This window comes from Streptomyces lunalinharesii (assembly GCF_039532155.1).
Taxonomy (GTDB): domain Bacteria; phylum Actinomycetota; class Actinomycetes; order Streptomycetales; family Streptomycetaceae; genus Streptomyces; species Streptomyces lunalinharesii.
Genome location: NZ_BAAARK010000002.1, coordinates 484,830 through 503,575 on the forward strand (window position 1 = coordinate 484,830; position 18,746 = coordinate 503,575).

Below are 18,746 nucleotides of genomic sequence, written 5' to 3' on the forward strand. Positions count from 1 at the left end.
CGGGGTGCCCCGACTCCGTCTCGCCCTCCACCAGATCGATTCCTGCGTCGGCGACCTCTCCCGGAACGCCGAGGCGGTCGTGCACGGGACCCGGCAGGCCGCCGACCAGGGCGCGCACCTCGTCGCGTTCCCGGAGATGGCGCTGACCGGCTATCCCGTCGAGGACCTCGCCCTGCGCCCGTCGTTCGTCGAGGCGAGCCGGGCGGCACTGTCCGCGCTGGCCGCCCGACTGGCCGCGGAGGGGCTGGGCGAGGTCCCGGTCGTCGTCGGCTACCTCGACCGGTGCGCGCGGGCGCTGCCCCGCTACGGCCGGCCGGCCGGTGCCCCGCAGAACGCGGCGGCGGTGCTGCACCGCGGCGCGGTCGCGCTCTCCTTCGCCAAGCACCACCTGCCCAACTACGGCGTCTTCGACGAGTTCCGGTACTTCGTCCCCGGCGACACCCTGCCGGTCGTCCGGGTGCACGGCGTCGACGTGGCGCTGGCCATCTGCGAGGACCTGTGGCAGGAGGGCGGCCGGGTGCCCGCCGCGCGCGACGCCGGCGCCGGACTGCTGCTGTCCGTCAACGCCTCGCCCTACGAGCGGGACAAGGACGACACCCGCCTGGAACTGGTCCGCAGGCGGGCGCAGGAGGCCGGCTGCACCACCGCCTACCTCGCGATGACCGGCGGGCAGGACGAGTTGGTCTTCGACGGCGACTCCCTCGTCGTCGACGCGGACGGCCGGGTGCTCGCCCGGGCCCCGCAGTTCGCCGAGGGGTGCGTGCTGGTCGACGTGGAACTGCCGGCCGCCGCGCCGACGCCGCCGTCCGGGGTGCTGACCGACGGCCTGCGGGTGGACCACGTCGTGCTCTCCACCGCGCCCCCGGCGCAGCCGCCCGCCCGCGCGAAGCGGGCGGCGGGGACGCTCGACGAACACGCCGAGCGGCTGGGCGACCTGGAGGAGATCTACACCGCGCTCGTCGTCGGCCTGCGGGCCTACGTCACCAAGAACGGCTTCGGCAGCGTGGTGCTGGGGCTGTCCGGCGGGATCGACTCGGCGCTGGTCGCCGCGCTGGCCTGCGACGCGCTCGGCCCCGAGCAGGTGCACGCGATCGCGATGCCCTCGCGCTACTCCACCGAGCACTCCGTCGGCGACGCCGCCGAACTGGCCCGCCGCACCGGGCTGCACTTCCGCACGGTGCCGATCGGCCCGATGTTCGACGCGTACATGACGGCGCTGCCCCTGACCGGGCTCGCCGAGGAGAACCTCCAGTCGCGGCTGCGCGGCACGACCCTGATGGCCCTCTCCAACCAGGAGGGGCACCTGGTCCTCGCCCCGGGCAACAAGTCCGAGCTGGCGTGCGGCTATTCGACCCTCTACGGCGACTCGGTCGGCGGCTACGGCCCCATCAAAGACGTCTACAAGACCGTCGTCTACGAGCTGGCGCGCTGGCGCAACACGGCCGCCGCCGCGCGCGGCGAGACCCCGCCGATCCCCGAGCACTCGCTCAGCAAGCCGCCCAGCGCCGAGCTGCGGCCCGGCCAGGTCGACACCGACTCGCTGCCGGACTACGCGGTGCTGGACCGGATCCTGGAGCTGTACGTCGACCGCGACCGGGGCCGCGAGGAGATCGTGGCGCAGGGCTTCGACGCGGCGCTGGTGACCCGGGTGCTGCGGATGGTGGACCACGCCGAGTACAAGCGCCGGCAGTACCCGCCCGGCACCAAGATCTCCGCCAAGGGCTTCGGGAAGGACCGCCGGCTGCCGATCACGAACCGCTGGCGCGAGGGGGGCTAGGGCGCCGCGGCGCCCCTACCGGCCGGCGACGTCGGGGGCGAGGGCCGCCTCCGCCGCGGCCGCCGGCGCCGGTTCGCCCTCCCGGCCGCGCGCCACGATGCGGGTGGGGGCTCCGCCGCCCGCCCCGGGGGGCGCGTCGCCGGCGCCGCGGTCCAGCAGGCCGGCGACCAGCGCAACCACCAGGCCGGCGGCGGCCAGCACCGCGCCGGCCAGGGCGGGCGCGGTCCAGCCCCAGCCCGCCGAGAGGACCAACCCGCCGATCCAGGCCCCGCCCGCGTTGGCCAGGTTGAACGCCGACTGGTTGGAGGCGGCGGCCAGGGTGGGGGCCTGTCGCGCCTTGTTCATCACCAGCATCTGCAGCGGCGTGGTGGTCAGGAACCCGGTGGCGCCGATGAGCACGACGCCGACCAGCGCCGCCCACTTCACCGGGGCGACGAAGTGGAAGGCCGCCAGGATGACGGCGAGCGCGCCCAGGGACCCGTAGAGGGTGGGGCGCAGCGCCCGGTCGGTGAGCGGTCCGGCGGCCAGCGCACCGAGCGTCATGCCGATGCCGAAGAGGGCGAGGACCAGTGGGACCGAGCCGGCGGCGAAGCCGGTGACCTCGGTCATCATCGAGGCCAGGTAGCTGTAGACGGCGAAGATCCCGGCGAAGCCGAAGACCGTGGTGAGCAGGCCGAGGAGCACCTGGCGGTTGCCGAGGGCGCGCAGCTCGCGGCCCAGGCCGGTGTGCGGTTCGGCCGGCAGCGGCGGGATCAGCCGGGCCAGGGCGGCCATCGCGACCAGGCCGATGGCGGCCACGACGAGGAAGGTCGCGCGCCAGCCCAGGTGCTGCCCGAGCAGGGTGGCCGCGGGCACGCCGACGATGTTGGCGATGGTCAGGCCGAGGAACATGGTGGCCACCGCGCGGGCCTGGCGGCCACCGCGCACCAGGCGGGCGGCGACCACTGCCCCGACGCCGAAGAACGCGCCGTGCGGGAGGCCGGCCAGCAGCCGGCCGGCGATCAGCAGCCCGAAGGTGGGGGCCAGGGCGGAGGCGAGGTTGCCGACCGTGAAGACCGCCATCAGCGCGACCAGCATGCGCGTGCGCGGGACGCGGGCGCCGAGGGCGGTCAGCAGGGGTGCGCCGATGACGACGCCGAGGGCGTAGGCGGAGACGAGGTAGCCGGCGGTGGGCACGGAGGTGCCCAGGTCGTTCGCGACGTCGGGCAGCAGGCCCATCATCACGAATTCGGTGGTGCCGATACCGAAGGCCGAGATCGCGAGCGCGAGCAGAGCCAAGGGCATGGAGAACCTTTCGGGGTGGGGGTGGCGCGGTGCGGCGCGCGGCGTTCTAAGTTCTGTATCGGAACAAAGTCTCCCAGGCCGAGTGTTCCGACGCGAAAACGGGACGTGAAAAGCCCGCGTCCGCAGGACGGCCGGGGGCCGACCCACGGGGCGCGGGCTTGCGGGGGGGGCGCGGTGCGGGCGCGCCGCCGCCGGTCAGACCTTGACGGTGGCCGCCACCGGCCGGTGGTCGCTGCCGGTCGCCGGCAGCACCCACGCCTTGACCGGGTCGATGCCCTTCACCAGGATCTGGTCGATCCGGGCCATCGGGAAGCCGGCCGGCCAGCTGAAGCCGAGGCCGTCGCCGGCCGCGCCCTGGGCGGAGCGCAGCTGCGAGGTCAGCGGGGCCAGCGAGCGGTCGTTCATGGTGCCGTTGAGGTCGCCGAGCAGCACGACCTGCCGGACCGGGTCGGCGGAGATCGCCTCGCCGAGGGCCTGGGCGCTGCCGTCGCGCTGGTTGGCGGTGAAGCCCTTGTCGACGTAGACCCGCACCGACGGCATGTGCGCGACGTAGACCGCGACCTTCCGGCCGTCCGCGGAGGTGACGGTGGCGCGCAGCGCGCGGACCCAACCGATCTTGATGTCGACCGGTCGGGCGTCGGCCAGCGGGCGCTTGCTCCACAGGCCGACGGTGCCCTGCACGGTGTGGTACGGGTACGTCTCGGCCAGGCCCTTGCGGTACGCGGGCAGGGCGGTGCCGGTCAGCTCCTCCAGGGCGACCACGTCGGCGCCGGAGGCCACGATGTCCCGGGCGGTGCCCGCCGGATCGGGGTTGCCCGCGTCGACGTTGTGGGTGAGCACGGTCAGGTTGCCGCCGGTGCCGGTCTTGTCGGTGAGCTGCCCGCCGAAGAGGCTGACCCAGGCGACGGCCGGCAGCAGCAGTGCCACCAGCGCCGTCGCCGAGCGGCGCAGCAGCGCGCAGAGCAGCAGCAGCGGGACGCCCAGCCCCAGCCAGGGCAGGAACGTCTCCAGCAAACTGCCCAGGTTCCCCACGGTGTTGGGGATGCGGGCGTGCAGCAGCATGGCCAGCCCGAGGAGGACCGCGAGCACCGCGAGGACGATGCCGCGCCGCCACATCCCTTCGCGCCGCCACCAGTTCCGCAGGCGCCCGGGCCGGGAACCGGCCCGCTCGGACCCCTGGCCCTGTCCCGGCTCCGTCATGTACGCCTGCGCCATACCGTTGTCCTCACTGCCTTGCCGCCCTGCTCCGGTGCGCCTCACCTGTGATCATCGACCCTAGGTGATGGCCGTGAAACGCACTCTTAGATCCGCGTTCCGCCGAACCGTCTTGTGCGTTCCCGCAGGAGAGGACGGCATGCCTGCGGCCCGGGGTTCCGCTCCACGGGTTCATGACGGCGGCTGTGACAGAACGGGCATGGTCCGGTCACACGGCGCCCACCGCCCGGTCAGTGCGCCGGCGTTCCCGGGCCGGTGCCCGGCTCGGCCGCCGGCGGCCGGACCCCCTCCAGCACCGTGTCGACGACGTCCTCGGCGAGCCCCTCGGGCAGTTGCCGCCACTCGTGCAGCAGCGCGCGGGCCAGCATCGGGCCGACGAAGAGGGCGGCGAGGGTGTCCAGGTCGCGGTCGGCGCGGATCTCGCCGGTGGCCACCCCGCGCCGCAACGCCCCGAGCAGCGCCTCGTGCCGGGCCCGGACGACCGTCTCGTGGTACTCCGCCCACAGTTCGGGCTGCGCCTCGACGTGACTGACGACCGTGCGCAACACGGCCGAACTGCGCTTGGCCAGACCGCGGCGGTGCAGGAACTCCACCAGCCGCACCAGGTCGTCCCGGACCGAGACGCCCTCCAGCGGCGGACAGGGCGCGTCCAGCGACCGCATCGCGTCGAGCAGCAACGCGCTCTTGCCCGACCAGCGGCGGTAGAGCGTGGCCTTGCCCACGCCGGCCTCGCGGGCGATCCGCTCCATGGACAGCTCGGCTATCGGGACGCCGTCCTCGATCAGCCGGAGCACCGCCTCGACGATGGCGGAGTCGGCCGCGGCACTGCGCGGACGGCCCCGGCGCCGGGGGGCCACCCCACCCGTGCGCGCCCCGGCCGTCCGCCCGCGGTCTTCCGCCACCCGGCTCATCGTGCTGCGCCCGCCTTCCGCCCGTCCCACGGCTCCGCCGCGTGCGGTGCCGGGCCCATTTTGCCCGGCAGGAACAGCACGACCACCACGGCCCCGACCATCGAGACGGCCGCCGCCCCCAGGGCGGTGACGTGCATGGCGTGCAGGAAGGCCGCGTCGGCCCGTTGGGTCAGCACATGGGCGGGCAGCGGGCGGAGCCGGGCGGCGAGGCCGAGGGTGGCCTCGATGGACTCGCCGGCCGCGGTCCGCACCGGGCCGGGTACGCCGCGCAGCGCGTCGAGGGTGCCCTGGATGCCGTCGCGGTAGCTGGTGGAGAGCAGCGAGCCCAGGACGGCGACCCCGAGCGTGCCGCCGACCTGCCGGAAGATGTTGTTGAGTGCCGAGCCGGAGCCGGCCTTCTCGCGCGGCAGCGACTGCATGATCGCGACGGTGACCGGCGGCATGATGTGCGCCATCCCGGTGCCCTGGAGGAAGAACAGCACCTCCAGCACCCAGATCGGGGTGTCGGTGCCCAGCAGCAGCATCCCGGCCATCGTGACCGCGACCACCAGCATGCCGACGGTGCACACCGCACGGGCCCCGAAGCGGTCCACCGCGAGCCGGGCCCGGGGCGCGAAGATCAGCTGGGCGGCGGCCAGCGGCAGGATCAGCAGCCCGGAGTCGAGCGGACTGTAGCCGCGCACGCTCTGGACGTAGAAGACGATGAAGAAGGTGACGCCCATCAGCGCGAAGAAGACCAGCGCGATGGCGGCGACGGCGGCCGAGAAGGCCGGTTTGCGGAAGTAGCCGATGTCGATCGACGGGTGGTCGCTGCGCTTCTGGTGGACGACGAAGCCGGCCAGCACCACCAGACCGCCGAGGACCGTGGCGAGCACTTCGGGGTCGGTGAAGTCGGCGAGCTGACCGCCCTTGATGATCCCGAAGACCAGCAGGACCAGGCCCACCACGGAGAGCAGCACCCCGACCGGGTCCAGCCTGCCGGGGGCCGGGTCCTTGGAGTCGGGCACCACGATCACCATCGCGACCAGGGCGCACACCACGATCGGGACGTTGATCAGGAAGACCGAGCCCCACCAGTAGTGGTCCAGCAGCAGTCCGCCGGCGATCGGGCCGACGGCGATGGCCAGCCCCACCCCACCGGCCCAGACGCCGATCGCCCGGGGCTGTTCCTCGCGTTCGAAGACGTTCATCAGGATCGCGAGGGTGGCCGGCATCACGAACGCGCCGCCCAGGCCCATCAGGGCGCGGAAGGCGATGAGCTGGGTGGGCGAGGCGGAGACCGCGGCCAGCACCGAGCCGGCGCCGAAGACCGCCAGGCCGAAGAGGAGGACCTTCTTCCGTCCGAGTCGGTCACCGAGCAGGCCGGAGGTGAACAGCAACCCGGCGAAGACCAGCGTGTAGGAGTTGATCGCCCACTCCAGCTCGCTCTGGGTGGCGCCGAGGCCGGTGGGGGCCGGGGTCGCGATGGTCTTCATCGCCACGTTGAGGATGGAGTTGTCCAGCACCACGATCAGCAGGCTGAGCATCAGCACGGTGAGGATCACCCAGCGCCGGCGGTGGATGTGCGGGGGGATGCACGGGGCGGCGGGAGCGCCTGGGGCACCCGGTGGGGTCGGTGAGGTGGCCATGGCGGCACCATACGCTCATTTCGATACGGAACCGTTCCGTATTGGTGTTGAGCCGTGCGGAAGCCACCGGTTCGCCGGAACGCGCGCCGCCCCGCCACGCCCCCGCCCGCCTCCGCCCCCTTTTGCTCCCCCGGGAGGCCGTGCCAGCATGGACGGGAGTCCGGAGACACCGTCAGGGTGCTTCGAGATGACGAAACAGGAGCCGTCACCATGACGCTTTCGCCTGCCCAGGAGCCGGCCGCGGGGGCCACCGCAGAGCCCACCGCCCAGCCCGCCAAGGAGAACACCAAGACCCTCTACGGGGGCACCGGCTCGCGCCGGGTCACGGTCCGCGACGTCGCCGCCGCCAAGGGCCGCGGCGAGAAGTGGCCGATGCTCACCGCCTACGACGCGATGACCGCGTCGGTCTTCGACGAGTCCGGCATCCCGGTGCTGCTCGTCGGCGACTCGATGGGCAACTGCCACCTCGGCTACGAGTCCACCGTGCCGGTCACGATGGACGAGATCGCCCTGTTGTCCGCCGCGGTCGTACGCGGCACCAAGCGCGCCCTGGTCGTCGCCGACCTGCCGTTCGGCGCCTACCAGGAGGGCCCGGTCCAAGCACTGCGCAACGCCACCCGCCTGGTCAAGGAGGCCGGGGTCGGCGCCGTCAAGCTGGAGGGCGGGGAGCGCTCCGCGCACCAGGTGGAGCTGCTCGTCTCGTCCGGCATCCCGGTGATGGCCCACGTCGGGCTGACCCCGCAGTCGGTGCACGCCTTCGGCGGCTACCCGGTCCAGGGCCGCGGCGAGGAGGCCGCGGCGCAGCTGCTGCGGGACGCCAAGGCGGTGCAGGACGCCGGGGCGTTCGCGGTGGTCCTGGAGGCGGTGCCGGCCGAGCTGGCCGCCGAGGTGACCCGTTCGCTGCACATCCCCACCGTCGGCATCGGCGCCGGGGCGGAGTGCGACGCCCAGGTGCTGGTGTGGACCGACATGGCGGGCCTCAACGCCGGCCGGGTGCCGCGGTTCGTCAAGCAGTACCTCGCACTGCGGGAGCTGCTCGGCGGCGCGGCCAAGGCGTTCGCCGAGGACGTGGTCGGCGGCGCCTTCCCCGCCGAGGAGCACACCTTCCACTGATCCCCCGCCGACGGGCCGCCGACAACCGTTGCGCACGGGCTGTCGGCGGCCTGTCGGTGCGCTGTCGGCAGCGGCTGGCACCTTTGCTGGCATGACGCGACAGACGATAACCACCAAGGGCGGCAACGCCGTGGAGGTGCGCGGCCTGGTCAAGCACTTCGGCGAGGTGAAGGCCGTCGACGGGGTGGACCTGGACGTGCGCGAGGGCACCGTGCTCGGTGTCCTCGGCCCCAACGGAGCGGGCAAGACCACGCTCGTGCGCTGCCTGTCCACGCTCCTGGTGCCGGACGCCGGGCACGCCATGGTCGCCGGCTGCGACGTGGTGCGCCAGCCCCGCGCCCTGCGCCGCCGGATCGGCCTGACCGGGCAGTACGCCTCCGTCGACGAGAAGCTCTCCGGCTGGGAGAACCTCTACATGATCGGCCGGCTGCTGGACCTGTCCCGCAAGGACGCCCGGGGCCGCGCCGACGAGCTGCTGGAGCGGTTCTCGCTGACCGAGGCCGCCAAGCGGCCGGCCGGGAAGTACTCCGGCGGCATGCGGCGCCGGCTCGACCTGGCCGCCTCGATGATCGGCCGACCGGCGGTCCTCTACTTGGACGAACCCACCACCGGCCTGGACCCGCGCACCCGCAACGAGGTGTGGTCGGAGGTCCGGCAGATGGTCCGCGAGGGCGCCACGGTCCTGCTGACCACCCAGTACATGGAGGAGGCCGAGCAGCTCGCCGACGAGCTGACGGTCATCGACCGCGGCCAGGTGATCGCCGAGGGCCGGGTCGAGGAGTTGAAGGCCAAGGTCGGCGGGCGGACCCTCCAGGTCCGGCCGACCGATCCGACCGAGCTGGACCGGATGGTGGGCGCCGTCGCCCAGGCCGGCCTGGACGGCATCAGCGGCGCCACCGCCGACCACGCAGGGGGCGTGGTCAACGTCCCCATCGTCAGCGACGAGCAACTGACCGCGGTCGTCGGGGTGTTGGGCGCCCGGGGCTTCGCACTGGCCGGGATCAGCACCCACCTGCCCAGCCTGGACGAGGTGTTCCTGGCGATCACCGGCCAGAAGACGTCCGGGGCGGTCGCCCCGGAGACCGGTTCCGTTCAGCACGACGAGGAGTACGCGGGGGTGTCGGCATGAGTGCCGCGACGATGACGGTGCCGCCGCTCGGCACGACCGGCGGCGACGAGGGCCGGATCGGCCTCCGGGCCAACCTGCGGCACATCGGTGCGCTGGTGCGGCGCAACCTCGTGCAGATCAAGCACGACCCGGAGACGCTGTTCGACGCGGTGCTGATGCCGGTGATCTTCATCCTGCTGTTCGTCTACGTCTTCGGCGGCGCCATCGCCGGCAAGGGCAACCAGCAGGCCTACGTGCAGTACCTGGTCCCCGGCATGATGGCGATGATGGGCATGAACATCGCCATGGCGGTGGGCAGCGGCGTCAACGAGGACTTCCGCAAGGGCGTGATGGACCGCTTCCGGACGATGCCCATCGCCCGGTCCTCGGTCCTGATCGCCAAGATCGTGGTCGAGCTCGGCCGGATGCTGCTCGCGATCGCGATCCTGCTCGGCATGGGGTTCCTGCTGGGCCTCGAAATCCACGGCTCCCCGCTGGAGTTCGTCACCGCGATCGTGCTGTCCGCGGTCTTCGGCGCCGCCCTGATGTGGATCTTCATCCTGCTGGGGCTCAGCGTGAAGACGCCGCAGGCGGTGCAGGGCATGGCGATGCTGGTTCTGATGCCGCTCCAGTTCGGCTCGTCGATCTTCACGCCGACCCAGCAGATGCCCGGCTGGCTGGAGGCGTTCACCAAGATCAACCCGCTGTCCAACCTCGCCGACGCGGCCCGCGCGCTGATCAACGGCCAGGGGGCGGTGGCCCATCCGGCGCTGATCACGCTGGCCTGGGCGGTGGCCATCACGGCGGTCACCATGCCGCTCGCCGTGCGGAAGTTCCGCACCAAGACCTGACGCGGCGTCCGCGGCGGCGCGCCCCCGCGGACCGTCCAGCCCGCCCGGCTCGCGTCAGATGAGGGCGGCGGCCTCGTCCAACCCGAGGCCGCCGCCCTCGGCGTGCGCGGCCTCGTAGGCGGCGTCGCCCAGCAGCGCCCGGACGGCCTCCTCGGTGCGGACCCGGTCCCGACGGTTGGCCCGCGGCGCCACGTGCGGGCCGACGAGCAGCGCGTCGTGGGCGCCGATCAGCCGGGCCGCGTCCCGGGCCCCGGCCGCACCGCGGACCGCCGCCACCACCCGGGCGCCGGTCAGCAGCTGCACCACCGGCAGGTCCGGCGCGACCAACTCCACCAGCGGGTCCCGCACCTGGTCCACGGCCAGCCGGATCCGTGGGAGGAGTTCCGGCCCGTGCTGCCCCTCGTCCACGTCCAGCGAGACCAGCGAGGCGTCCAGCAGGCCCAGGAACATGTCCGAGTCGCGCGCGGTGAGCGCCTCCCGCACCACGAGCAACTCCCGGCGGGCCTCGTGGGTGCGGCCCTCCGCCGCCAGCTGCACGGCCAGCGTCATCCGGGTGAACCACGCCGCGTCCCGGCCGCTGTTGGCGTCCTCCGCCTCGGCCAGCACCTCCTTGAGCATCCGCTTGCCGTCCTCCGGCCGGCCGTCCTCGATCAGCACGGCGCCCAACCGGGCCCGCAGCAGCAGCGTCTGGCCGTGCGCGCCCAGCTGCTCGGCGTACACCATCGCCGCCTCGTAGTCGCACACCGCGGCGGCGTGGTCGCCGCGCTTCTCGGCGGACTCGGCGCGGCCGGCCAGCGCCTCGGCCGCGCCCCAGACGTCGCCCAGCCGGACGAAGATCCCGAGCGCCTCGTCGGCGTCCCGGGTCGCCCGCGGCAACTGGCCGGGGCGGTCGTTGAGGATCTTGGAGCGCAGTTGGAGGACGTAGGCCAGCTCCCAGTCGTAGCCGAAGCCGCGACAGCCCTCGACGGCCTGGTCGAGCATCTCGACCAACTCCCGCCACCGGCCGGTCATCAGGACCGCGTGGTACCACAGCACCCCGGGCACCTTGCAGGTCTGCGGCATGCCACCGCGGTAGGCGGCGATGATCCCGGCCAGTTCCTCCTGCCCCTCCGGTTCGCGCAGCCACTCGATGTTGCCGTCGGCGCTGGCGAGCGCCACCAGACGGACCTCGCGACGGGCCTCCACGAGCTGCTCGGGCGGCATCGGCGGGGGTGCGTCGATCGGCCGCGCGGGGAGTTCGGGGGCGACCTCCACGGGTGGGGCGAAGGGGTTGGGGCCGAGTGCGCCGACGGCCGCCGCCCAGGTGGCGGAGTCGCCGCGGTGGTCGCGCAACGACCAGAACCAGTGGAGCGACAGCACCAGGCACAGCCCCTCCTGCTCGTCGCCGGCGGCAACGGCCCGGCGCAGCGCGGTGCGCAGGTTGTCGTGCTCCAGCTCCAGCCGGTCCATCACCGCGCGCTGTCGGGGGCCGCGCAGCAACGGGTCGCCGGTACGGGCCAGTTCGCGGTAGGTGACCAGGTGGCGGCGCTCGACCGCGGCCCGTTCGCCGGCCTCGTCCAGCCGCTCCCCGGCGTACTCGGCCACCGTCTCCAGCAGCCGGTAGCGCATCTGGCCGCCGGCCCCCGCCCCGGTCCGCGGCGCGCGCCCGGCCTCGCAGCCGCGGGCGCCGGGGAGGACCCCGGTGCCGGGCCCCTCGTCGGCCGGGGCGGCGACCACCAGCGACTTGTCGATCAACGAGCCCAGCAGCCCGGCCACCTCGTACGCGGGCACGCCGTCGCCCGCGCAGACCTCCTCGGCGGCGGCCAGGTCGCACCCTCCGGCGAAGACCGACAGTCGGCGCAGCACCGCACGTTCGGGCTCGTCGGTGAGGTCCCAGGACCAGTCGACGACCGCGCGCAGGGTCTGTTGGCGGGGCAGCAGCGTGCGGCTGCCGCTGGTCAGCAGGCGGAAGCGGTCGTCGAGCCGGTCCGCGAGCTGACGGGGCGTCATCATGCGGAGGCGGGCGGCGGCCAGCTCGATCGCCAGCGGCAGGCCGTCCAGCCGACGGCAGATCTCCGCGCAGGCCAGGGCGGTCTCCTCGTCGACGTCGAGACGGAAACCGGGGCGGGCGGCGGCCCCGCGGTCGGCGAGCAGCCGCAGCGCGACCGGGTCGGGCAGCGGCTCCACCGGCCGCACCACCTCGCCCGGCACGGCCAGCGGCTCCCGGCTGGTGGCCAGCACGGTCACGCCCGGGCAGGCGATCAGCAGCCGCTCGGCGAGTTCCGCGGCGGCCCCGATCACGTGCTCGCAGTTGTCCAGCACCAGCAGCATGCGACGGCCCGCGCAGTGCTCGGCGAGCCGGGCGTGCGGGTCCCGGGCGCTGTGGTCGGCGGCGGCCCGCAGCCCCTCGGCGGTGGTGCCGCGGACGACGGTCTCGCGGGCCCCGAGCGCGGTCAGCACCGCCTCCGGCACGGTCCGCGGATCGTCCACCGGCGCCAACTCGGCCAGCCAGACGCCGTGCGGCCAGGCGTCCGGCAGCGCGGCCGCGGCGGCCTCCGCGCCCTCCTGGGAGAGCCGGGTCTTGCCGGCGCCGCCCGGCCCCAGCAGCGTCACCAGCCGGTGCGCGGCCAGGTCGGCCCGGAGGGCGTCCAGGTCGTGTTCCCGGCCGACGAAGGAGGTGAGGCGGGCGCGGAGGTTGCCGGGCCGGGCGGCCGGCGGCACCACAGCGTCCGCCGCCGGCGCAGGCGGAGCGGCGACCGGCGGCCGGGGGCGGCCCGTCGCGCCGACGCCCGCAGCCGCCCCCTCGGCCGCCGGGGCCGCGAGGTCCGGCCGCAACAGGGCGGCGTGCAGGGCGCGCAACTCCGGGCCGGGATCGGCGCCCAGGCGGTCGGCGAGGTCGGCGCGTATCGCCTCGTAGGCGGCGAGCGCCTCGGCGGTGCGGCCCGCGGCGCGCAGGGCGCGCAGCCGGAGCGCCTGGAGCGGCTCGTCCAGGGGATGGTCCTGGCAGAGCGCGCTCAGCGCGGGCAGCGCCCGGGCGGCCCGGCCCAGGGCCAGGTCGGCGGCGAAGCGGGTGCGCTGGGCGTCCAGGCGGCGGCTCTCGGCGCGGGCCGCCTCGACGGTCGCGTCGGGCAGGTCGGCCAGGGCCGGGCCGCGCCACAGGGCCAGCGCCTCGTCGAGCAGGGCGGCGGCGCGGCCCGGGTCGGCGGCGTCCAGCGCCCGGCCGCCCTCCGCCGTCAGCCGCTCGAAGCGGTGCAGGTCGACCGCGTCCGGCTCGGCGCACAGCAGGTAGCCGCCGTCGACCGAGGCGATCGCGGACCGGCCCAGGACCCGGCGGAGCCGGCCGACCAGCGCCTGGAGGGCACCGGGCGCGTCGGCCGGCGGGTCCATCCCCCAGACGTCGGCGATCAGGACGTCCGCGGGCAGTGCCCGGCCGGGGCGCAGCGCGAACGCCGCGAGCAGGGCGCGCAGCCGTGCACCGCCGACGGCGAGGGGGGTGCCGTCGGCGTGGCCGACCTGGGTGGTGCCGAGAATTCCGTAGCGCACCGGGCCATTGTCGGTCACCGGCGGAACTCTCCGCGTACCGCGCGGCGTTTCCGTTGGCGGGGCGCGGCCGTCACGGGGCCGTGCGCCGGCGGCCGCACCGCGGATACGGTCGGGGCGGCCCGCCGCGGCCCGGCCCCGCCCGCGACCCACCCTGGGAGATCCGTACCGATGACCACCGCAATCCCGCGCGCCGACCGACGCGTCAGTCCGGTCTTCCTCGCGCTCGTCGCCGTCCTGGCGGTCTCCGGCTGGGCCGTCTGGAGCGGGACGCTCGCGGCCGGCACCGGCTTCGCGGTCTTCCTGTTCGTGACGGCGGGCTGGGTGGTGTCGCTGTGCCTGCACGAGTACGCGCACGCCCGCACCGCCCTGCACGGCGGCGACATCACGGTGGGCGCGAAGGGCTACCTCACCCTCAACCCGCTGGTCTACTCGCACGCGCTGCTGAGCATCGTGCTGCCGGTGCTCTTCGTGATCATGGGCGGGATCGGGCTGCCGGGCGGCGCGGTGTTCATCGAGCGCGGCCGGATCCGGGGCCGCTGGCGGCACAGCCTGATCTCGGCGGCCGGGCCGCTGACCAACGTCCTGTTCGCCGTGGTGGTCAGCGCGCCGTTCTGGCTGCACGCCCTGGACGGGGTGCCGGACGCCTTCCGCTACGCGCTGGCGTTCCTGGCGCTGCTCCAGGTCACCGCGGCGCTGTTGAACCTCCTGCCGGTGCCCGGGCTGGACGGCTACGGCGTGCTCGAACCGTGGCTGTCGGACCGGGTCCGGCGACAGGTCGCGCCGATCGCGCCGTTCGGGATGCTGGCGGTCTTCGCGCTGCTGTGGGTGCCGGAGCTCAACCAGGTCTTCTTCGACCTGGTGCACACCGTCCTGCGGGGGCTGGGCGTGTCGACCTGGGACACCTACTGGGGCCAGGAGTTCTACCGCTTCTGGCAGGGCGAGCCGCAGGTGCCGCTGACCGGCGGGGCGGCTTGAGGCGCTTCTGCCGGATCTCCGCCGGAAGCGCCCCGAGCCGCCCCGCGGCTCAGCCGGCGGCCTCGGCCCGGCGGGCCCGCTCCAGCTTCGCCTTGCGGAGGTAGAACCACGCCATGTTGCTGGAGACGCCGGCCAGCAGGATCCACACGATGCCGATGAAGCTGCCCCGGACGAAGGAGAGGACCGCGGCGGCGACGGCGAGCGCGCACACGGCGAGGGCGAGGACGGCGAGGCGCCGGTCCGGTCCGGGCGGGGGCAGGGAGGGCATGGGGTCGGCTCCTGTCGGGTCGTGCGGTCCGTTCCAGTGTCCCCCATGGCCCGCGCCGCCCCCGCCGCCCCCTTCCCCGCGGCGGTGCGACGGCTCAGACGTCGGTGACCCGCAGGCCGGCGTGCGCCTTGTAGCGGCGGTTGACCGAGATCAGGTTGGCGACCAGCGACTCGACCTGGTGGGCGTTGCGCAGCCGGCCGGCGAAGACGCCGCGCATCCCGGGGATGCGGGCGGTCAGCGCCTGCACCAGGTCGGTGTCGGCGCGGCGTTCGCCGAGCACCATCACGTCGGTGTCGATCTCGGCGACCTCGGGGTCCTGGAGCAGGACGGCGGAGAGGTGGTGGAAGGCGGCGGTGACCCGGGAGTCCGGCAGCAGCGCGGCGGCCTGTTCGGCGGCGCTGCCCTCCTCCGGCTTGAGCGCGTAGGCGCCCTTCTTGTCGAAGCCGAGCGGGTTGACGCAGTCGATCACCAGCTTGCCGGCCAGTTCCTCGCGCAGCGCCTCGAGGGTCTTGGCGTGTCCCTCCCAGGGCACCGCGACGATCACGGCGTCGCTGCGGCGGGCGCAGTCGGCGTTGGCGGCACCCTCGACGCCCAGGCCGCCCAGCTGGGGGTCCTCGGCGGCGGCCCGGGCGCGCTCGGCGGCCCGGGAGCCGATGATCACCTTGTGGCCGGCCCGGGCGAACCGGTAGGCCAGGCCGCGGCCCTGGTCACCGGTGCCGCCGAGGACGCCGATCACCAGACCGGAGACGTCGGGCAGGTCCCACGGATCGCGGGCGGCCGGCTTGGCGCCGGTGGTGGACGGGTTCTCGGCCGGGGTCGCGGCAGCGTCGGAAGTAGTCATGACAGCGATACTGTCACGCCCCGGGCCGGTGTCGAGGGCACGGTCACGCCTTGACGCTCCCCTCCGTCAACCCCGTGCGCCAGTACCGCTGGAGCACCGTCATCAGCACCATCAGCGGCAGCACGGACAGCAGCGCGCCACCCACCGTGTACTGGTAGAGCACCGGCTGTCGGTCCGCGTAGCCCATCCAGGTCGTCAGCCCCAGTTGGACCGGGTACAGGTCGGAGTCGGAGAGCATCACCAGCGGCAGGAAGTAGTTGTTCCAGATGTGCACGAACTGGAACAGGAAGACGGTGACCAGCGCCGGTCCCATCAGCCGCAGTCCCAGCCCGGCGAAGATCCGCGCCTCCCCCGCGCCGTCGATCCGGGCCGCCTCCAGGAGCGCGTCGGGCACCGCGGCGGCCGCGTAGATCCGGCACAGGTAGACCCCGAACGGGCTGACCACGCTGGGGATCAGCACCGCACCGTAGGTGTCGGCCAGGCCCAGCGCGCTGAAGAGGAAGTACAGCGGCAGGGCCAGTGCGGTGCTCGGGATCAGCACCCCGGCCAGCACCAGGCCGAAGACCGTCTCCCGCCCCCGGAAGGGGAACTTGGCCAGTGCGTAGCCCGCCGCGGCGGACAGCCCGGTGGCGCAGACCGCCCCGATGCCGGCGTAGAGCAGCGAGTTGGCGAACCAGCGGACGTAGACGCCGTGGTCGTACGTCAGGACGCCGGTGAGGTACGTCAGGGGCCGGGGGTGGTCGGAGAACCAGAAGCCGAAGGTGCCGAAGAGGTCGGCGCTGTTCTTGGTGGCCGAGACGACCAACCAGTAGACGGGCGCGAGGAAGTAGAGGGCGGCGACGGCCAACAGGGAACTGGTGATGATCCGGTGACGGACGGGGACCCGGGTGCTCACGGGAGGTCCTCCCCTCTCCCGTCGGGGGCCTGGGGGCTCATCCGCGGTCCTTCCCGCGCCCGCCGACCAGCCGCAGGAAGCCGAACGACGCCGCGCACGCCACCAGGGCCAGCAGCACCGCCTCGGCCGCCGCCCGGTGCTGGTTGTTGCCGACGAACGCCTCGCTGTAGGCGTGCAGGTTGGGGGTGTAGCCGGAGTCGATGGACGAGGCGAGCGGGCGCAGCACCATCGGCTCGGCGAACAGCTGGAGGGTCCCGATGATGCTGAACACGGTGGTGAGCACCAGCGCCGGGCGGAGCATCGGGAGCTTGACGTACCGGGCCACCTGCCAGGCGCCCGCGCCGTCGATCCGGGCCGCCTCGTAGAGCTCGCCGGGGACCGACTTCAGCTGGGCGATCAGCACCAGCATGGTGTAGCCGGTGAACTGCCAGGTGACGATGTTGGCGACGGACCACAGCACGCTGCCGCGGGAGAGGAAGTCGACGTTCCAGCCGACGGCTTGGGCGATCCGCACCAACGGGCTGAGGCCGGGGACGTAGAGGAAGCCCCACAGGATCGAGGCGATCACCACGGGCACCCCGTAGGGCAGGAAGAAGGCGCTGCGGAAGAAGGTGACCCAGCGGGCGGCGGCGCTCTCCAGGAGCAGCGCCAGCGCGGTGGCGAGCGCCGTCATCAGCGGGATCTGCACGACGCCGAAGAGCAGCACCCGGCCGAAGCCGGTCAGGAACCGGTCGTCGGCCAGCGCCTGGGCGTAGTTGGCGAGGCCGGCGAAGACATCGTGCTCGGTGCCGAGGCCGAGCGGCCCGGTGCGTTCGGTGCGCCGCAGGCTGGTCCACACCGCGTAGCAGAGCGGGGCGAGGTAGCAGAGGGCGAAGAGGGCGAGGAACGGCAGGACGAATCCGGCCGCGGCCCGGGCGTTGCGGGCGCCGGGCCGCCCGGTCCGGCGCGGGCGTCGCGCAGCGGTCGCGCTCATGTGCCGCTCTCCGCCTTGAGCCCCTTGTCCCGCAGGTCGGCGACGGTCTGGCGCTGCACCTTCGTCAGCACCGCACGGAACGAGGTGCCGTCGGCGAGCGCGTCGGTGAAGGCGTCGCCGAGCCGCTGGAAGAGGGTGTCCACGCCCGGCCCCCACTGCCAGGCGGTGTCCACGTGCGCGCCGGCGTCGGCGAAGACCCTGCTGTACTGCTGGCCGCCGAAGAAGTCCCGGTCCGCGTCGAGGTCGGTGGTGGCGTAGCCCGTCTTGGCGCTGGGGAAGCCGTAGCCGCCCTTCAGGAGCAGGGCGATGGACCGCGGGTCGGTGTTGAGCCAGAGCGCGAAGTCCAGGGCGTCCTTGGGGTAGCTCGCCTTGGCGAAGACGGCGGTGGTGGAGCCGCCCCAGTTCGCGTACGCCCGGCCGCCGGGCTGCCACTGGGGCAACGGGGCGGCCCGCCACTTGCCCTTGGTGCCGGGCGCGTTGCCGGCCAGCAGGGCGTCGCCCCAACTGGCGCCCACCCAGGCGGGGATGGCACCGGTCTGGACGTCCTTGTACCAGGCGTCCCGGCGGTCCGGGACGGTCTTGACGAGCTTGCGCCGCACCAGCCCCTCCCAGAAGTCGGCGACCCGACGGGTGGGGGCGTCGTCGAGGTGCACGACCCAGGTGTCGCCGTGGGTGGCGTACCACTTGGCACCGGCCTGCCAGGCCAGGCCGGCGAAGCGGTTGCCGTTGGTCGGCGCGAAGGTCTCGATCCAGGCACCGTGCCGACGGACCTCCTTGGCCGCGGCCTCGTACGCGTCCCAGGTACGCGGCACCACGATGCCCCACCGGTCGAAGAGGTCCTGCCGGACGAACAGCCCCATCGGGCCGCTGGCCTGCGGAATGGCGTAGATCCCGGAGCCGAAGACGGACTGCCGCCACTGCCAGGCGAAGAACGCGTCGCGGTGCCGGGCGGCGCCGAGCGGGGCGAGGTCGCGCAGCCCGCCGTCCAGCAGGAAGCTGGGGATCACCGGGAACTCGATCTGGCCCAGGTCCGGCGGGTTGCCGGCCTTGATGGCGGCGTGCATCTTGGCGTACTGCTCGCCGTTGACCGCCGACACCTTCTCGACCCTGACTTCGACCTCGGGGTTGTTGCGGTTCCACAGGTCCACCGGCCGGTCGATGCCCGGCACCCAGGACCAGAAGGTGAGGGTGATCTTCTGGCCCTTCCTCCGCTGCCTGGGGGCGCCGTCGTCGCCGCTGCCGCACCCGGCGAGCGCGAAGCCGGTGGCGGCCGCGGCCGCCCCGCCCAGGACCGTTCTCCGGCGGACGCCGCCGCGGGGGGTGTCTGCATGGGTCATGCCGGCTCCTTGAGGGGGAAGCGGGGTCGCCTTCGGCGGTGGGGGTGG

The 18,746-nt window shown here is 73.9% G+C and carries 15 protein-coding genes; 5 read left to right on the plus strand and 10 right to left on the minus strand.

Annotated elements, in window-relative coordinates; translation table 11 throughout:
• Window positions 1-4: 4 nt before the first annotated feature.
• Window positions 5-1,777 carry an NAD+ synthase gene (locus ABD385_RS06130; protein ID WP_344573924.1) on the plus strand — a complete coding sequence of 591 codons (1,773 nt, stop codon included), beginning with the start codon at window positions 5-7 and terminating at the stop codon, window positions 1,775-1,777.
• A gap of 15 nt (window positions 1,778-1,792) precedes the next feature.
• Here ABD385_RS06130 and ABD385_RS06135 read toward each other — a convergent pair whose 3' ends face one another.
• The 4 genes from ABD385_RS06135 to ABD385_RS06150 form a co-directional block, all read right to left on the minus strand.
• A complete protein-coding gene (locus tag ABD385_RS06135) occupies window positions 1,793-3,061 on the minus strand; it encodes an MFS transporter (protein ID WP_344573925.1) in 1,269 nt (422 codons plus the stop codon).
• 195 nt (window positions 3,062-3,256) lie between these two features.
• Window positions 3,257-4,177, minus strand: a complete 921-nt coding sequence (locus ABD385_RS06140) for an endonuclease/exonuclease/phosphatase family protein (protein ID WP_425585356.1) — start codon at window positions 4,175-4,177, stop codon at window positions 3,257-3,259.
• A gap of 329 nt (window positions 4,178-4,506) precedes the next feature.
• The gene (locus tag ABD385_RS06145) at window positions 4,507-5,187 is read right to left on the minus strand and encodes a TetR/AcrR family transcriptional regulator (protein WP_344573927.1); all 681 of its coding nucleotides are present in this window, start codon (window positions 5,185-5,187) and stop codon (window positions 4,507-4,509) included.
• Window positions 5,184-6,815 carry an MFS transporter gene (locus ABD385_RS06150; RefSeq protein ID WP_344573928.1) on the minus strand — a complete coding sequence of 544 codons (1,632 nt, stop codon included), beginning with the start codon at window positions 6,813-6,815 and terminating at the stop codon, window positions 5,184-5,186. The genes ABD385_RS06145 and ABD385_RS06150 overlap by 4 nt, the downstream gene beginning before the upstream one ends.
• Window positions 6,816-7,025: 210 nt before the next feature.
• On the opposite strand from ABD385_RS06150, the gene panB reads away from it, so the two are divergent.
• The 3 genes from panB to ABD385_RS06165 all read left to right on the plus strand — a co-directional run bounded on the left by panB (window position 7,026) and on the right by ABD385_RS06165 (window position 9,887).
• Window positions 7,026-7,928 carry a 3-methyl-2-oxobutanoate hydroxymethyltransferase gene (panB, locus tag ABD385_RS06155; RefSeq protein WP_344573929.1) on the plus strand — a complete coding sequence of 301 codons (903 nt, stop codon included), beginning with the start codon at window positions 7,026-7,028 and terminating at the stop codon, window positions 7,926-7,928.
• A gap of 91 nt (window positions 7,929-8,019) precedes the next feature.
• Window positions 8,020-9,057, plus strand: coding sequence for an ATP-binding cassette domain-containing protein (locus ABD385_RS06160; protein ID WP_344573930.1), 1,038 nt, complete (start codon window positions 8,020-8,022; stop codon window positions 9,055-9,057).
• Window positions 9,054-9,887 carry an ABC transporter permease gene (locus ABD385_RS06165; RefSeq protein WP_344573931.1) on the plus strand — a complete coding sequence of 278 codons (834 nt, stop codon included), beginning with the start codon at window positions 9,054-9,056 and terminating at the stop codon, window positions 9,885-9,887. The genes ABD385_RS06160 and ABD385_RS06165 overlap by 4 nt, the downstream gene beginning before the upstream one ends.
• A 54-nt stretch (window positions 9,888-9,941) precedes the next feature.
• Here ABD385_RS06165 and ABD385_RS06170 read toward each other — a convergent pair whose 3' ends face one another.
• Window positions 9,942-13,427, minus strand: a complete 3,486-nt coding sequence (locus tag ABD385_RS06170) for an AfsR/SARP family transcriptional regulator (RefSeq protein WP_425585352.1) — start codon at window positions 13,425-13,427, stop codon at window positions 9,942-9,944.
• A gap of 150 nt (window positions 13,428-13,577) precedes the next feature.
• On the opposite strand from ABD385_RS06170, the gene ABD385_RS06175 reads away from it, so the two are divergent.
• Window positions 13,578-14,384, plus strand: coding sequence for a site-2 protease family protein (locus ABD385_RS06175; protein ID WP_344573932.1), 807 nt, complete (start codon window positions 13,578-13,580; stop codon window positions 14,382-14,384).
• Window positions 14,385-14,433: 49 nt separating this feature from the next.
• Here the strand turns inward: ABD385_RS06175 and ABD385_RS06180 are convergent, their stop codons facing one another.
• The 5 genes from ABD385_RS06180 to ABD385_RS06200 all read right to left on the minus strand — a co-directional run bounded on the left by ABD385_RS06180 (window position 14,434) and on the right by ABD385_RS06200 (window position 18,698).
• Window positions 14,434-14,652: a hypothetical protein gene (locus ABD385_RS06180; protein WP_344573933.1), complete on the minus strand. Its 219-nt coding sequence runs from the start codon at window positions 14,650-14,652 to the stop codon at window positions 14,434-14,436.
• Window positions 14,653-14,746: 94 nt separating this feature from the next.
• A complete protein-coding gene (gene npdG / locus ABD385_RS06185; protein WP_344573934.1) occupies window positions 14,747-15,493 on the minus strand; it encodes an NADPH-dependent F420 reductase in 747 nt (248 codons plus the stop codon).
• A gap of 43 nt (window positions 15,494-15,536) precedes the next feature.
• Window positions 15,537-16,388, minus strand: coding sequence for a carbohydrate ABC transporter permease (locus ABD385_RS06190; protein WP_344573935.1), 852 nt, complete (start codon window positions 16,386-16,388; stop codon window positions 15,537-15,539).
• Between the two features lie 37 nt (window positions 16,389-16,425).
• Entirely contained in the window at window positions 16,426-17,361 is a 936-nt protein-coding gene (locus ABD385_RS06195) for a carbohydrate ABC transporter permease (RefSeq protein WP_344573937.1), read from the minus strand.
• Window positions 17,358-18,698, minus strand: coding sequence for an ABC transporter substrate-binding protein (locus ABD385_RS06200; protein WP_344573938.1), 1,341 nt, complete (start codon window positions 18,696-18,698; stop codon window positions 17,358-17,360). Before ABD385_RS06200 ends, ABD385_RS06195 begins: the two co-directional genes overlap by 4 nt.
• Window positions 18,699-18,746: the final 48 nt, after the last annotated feature.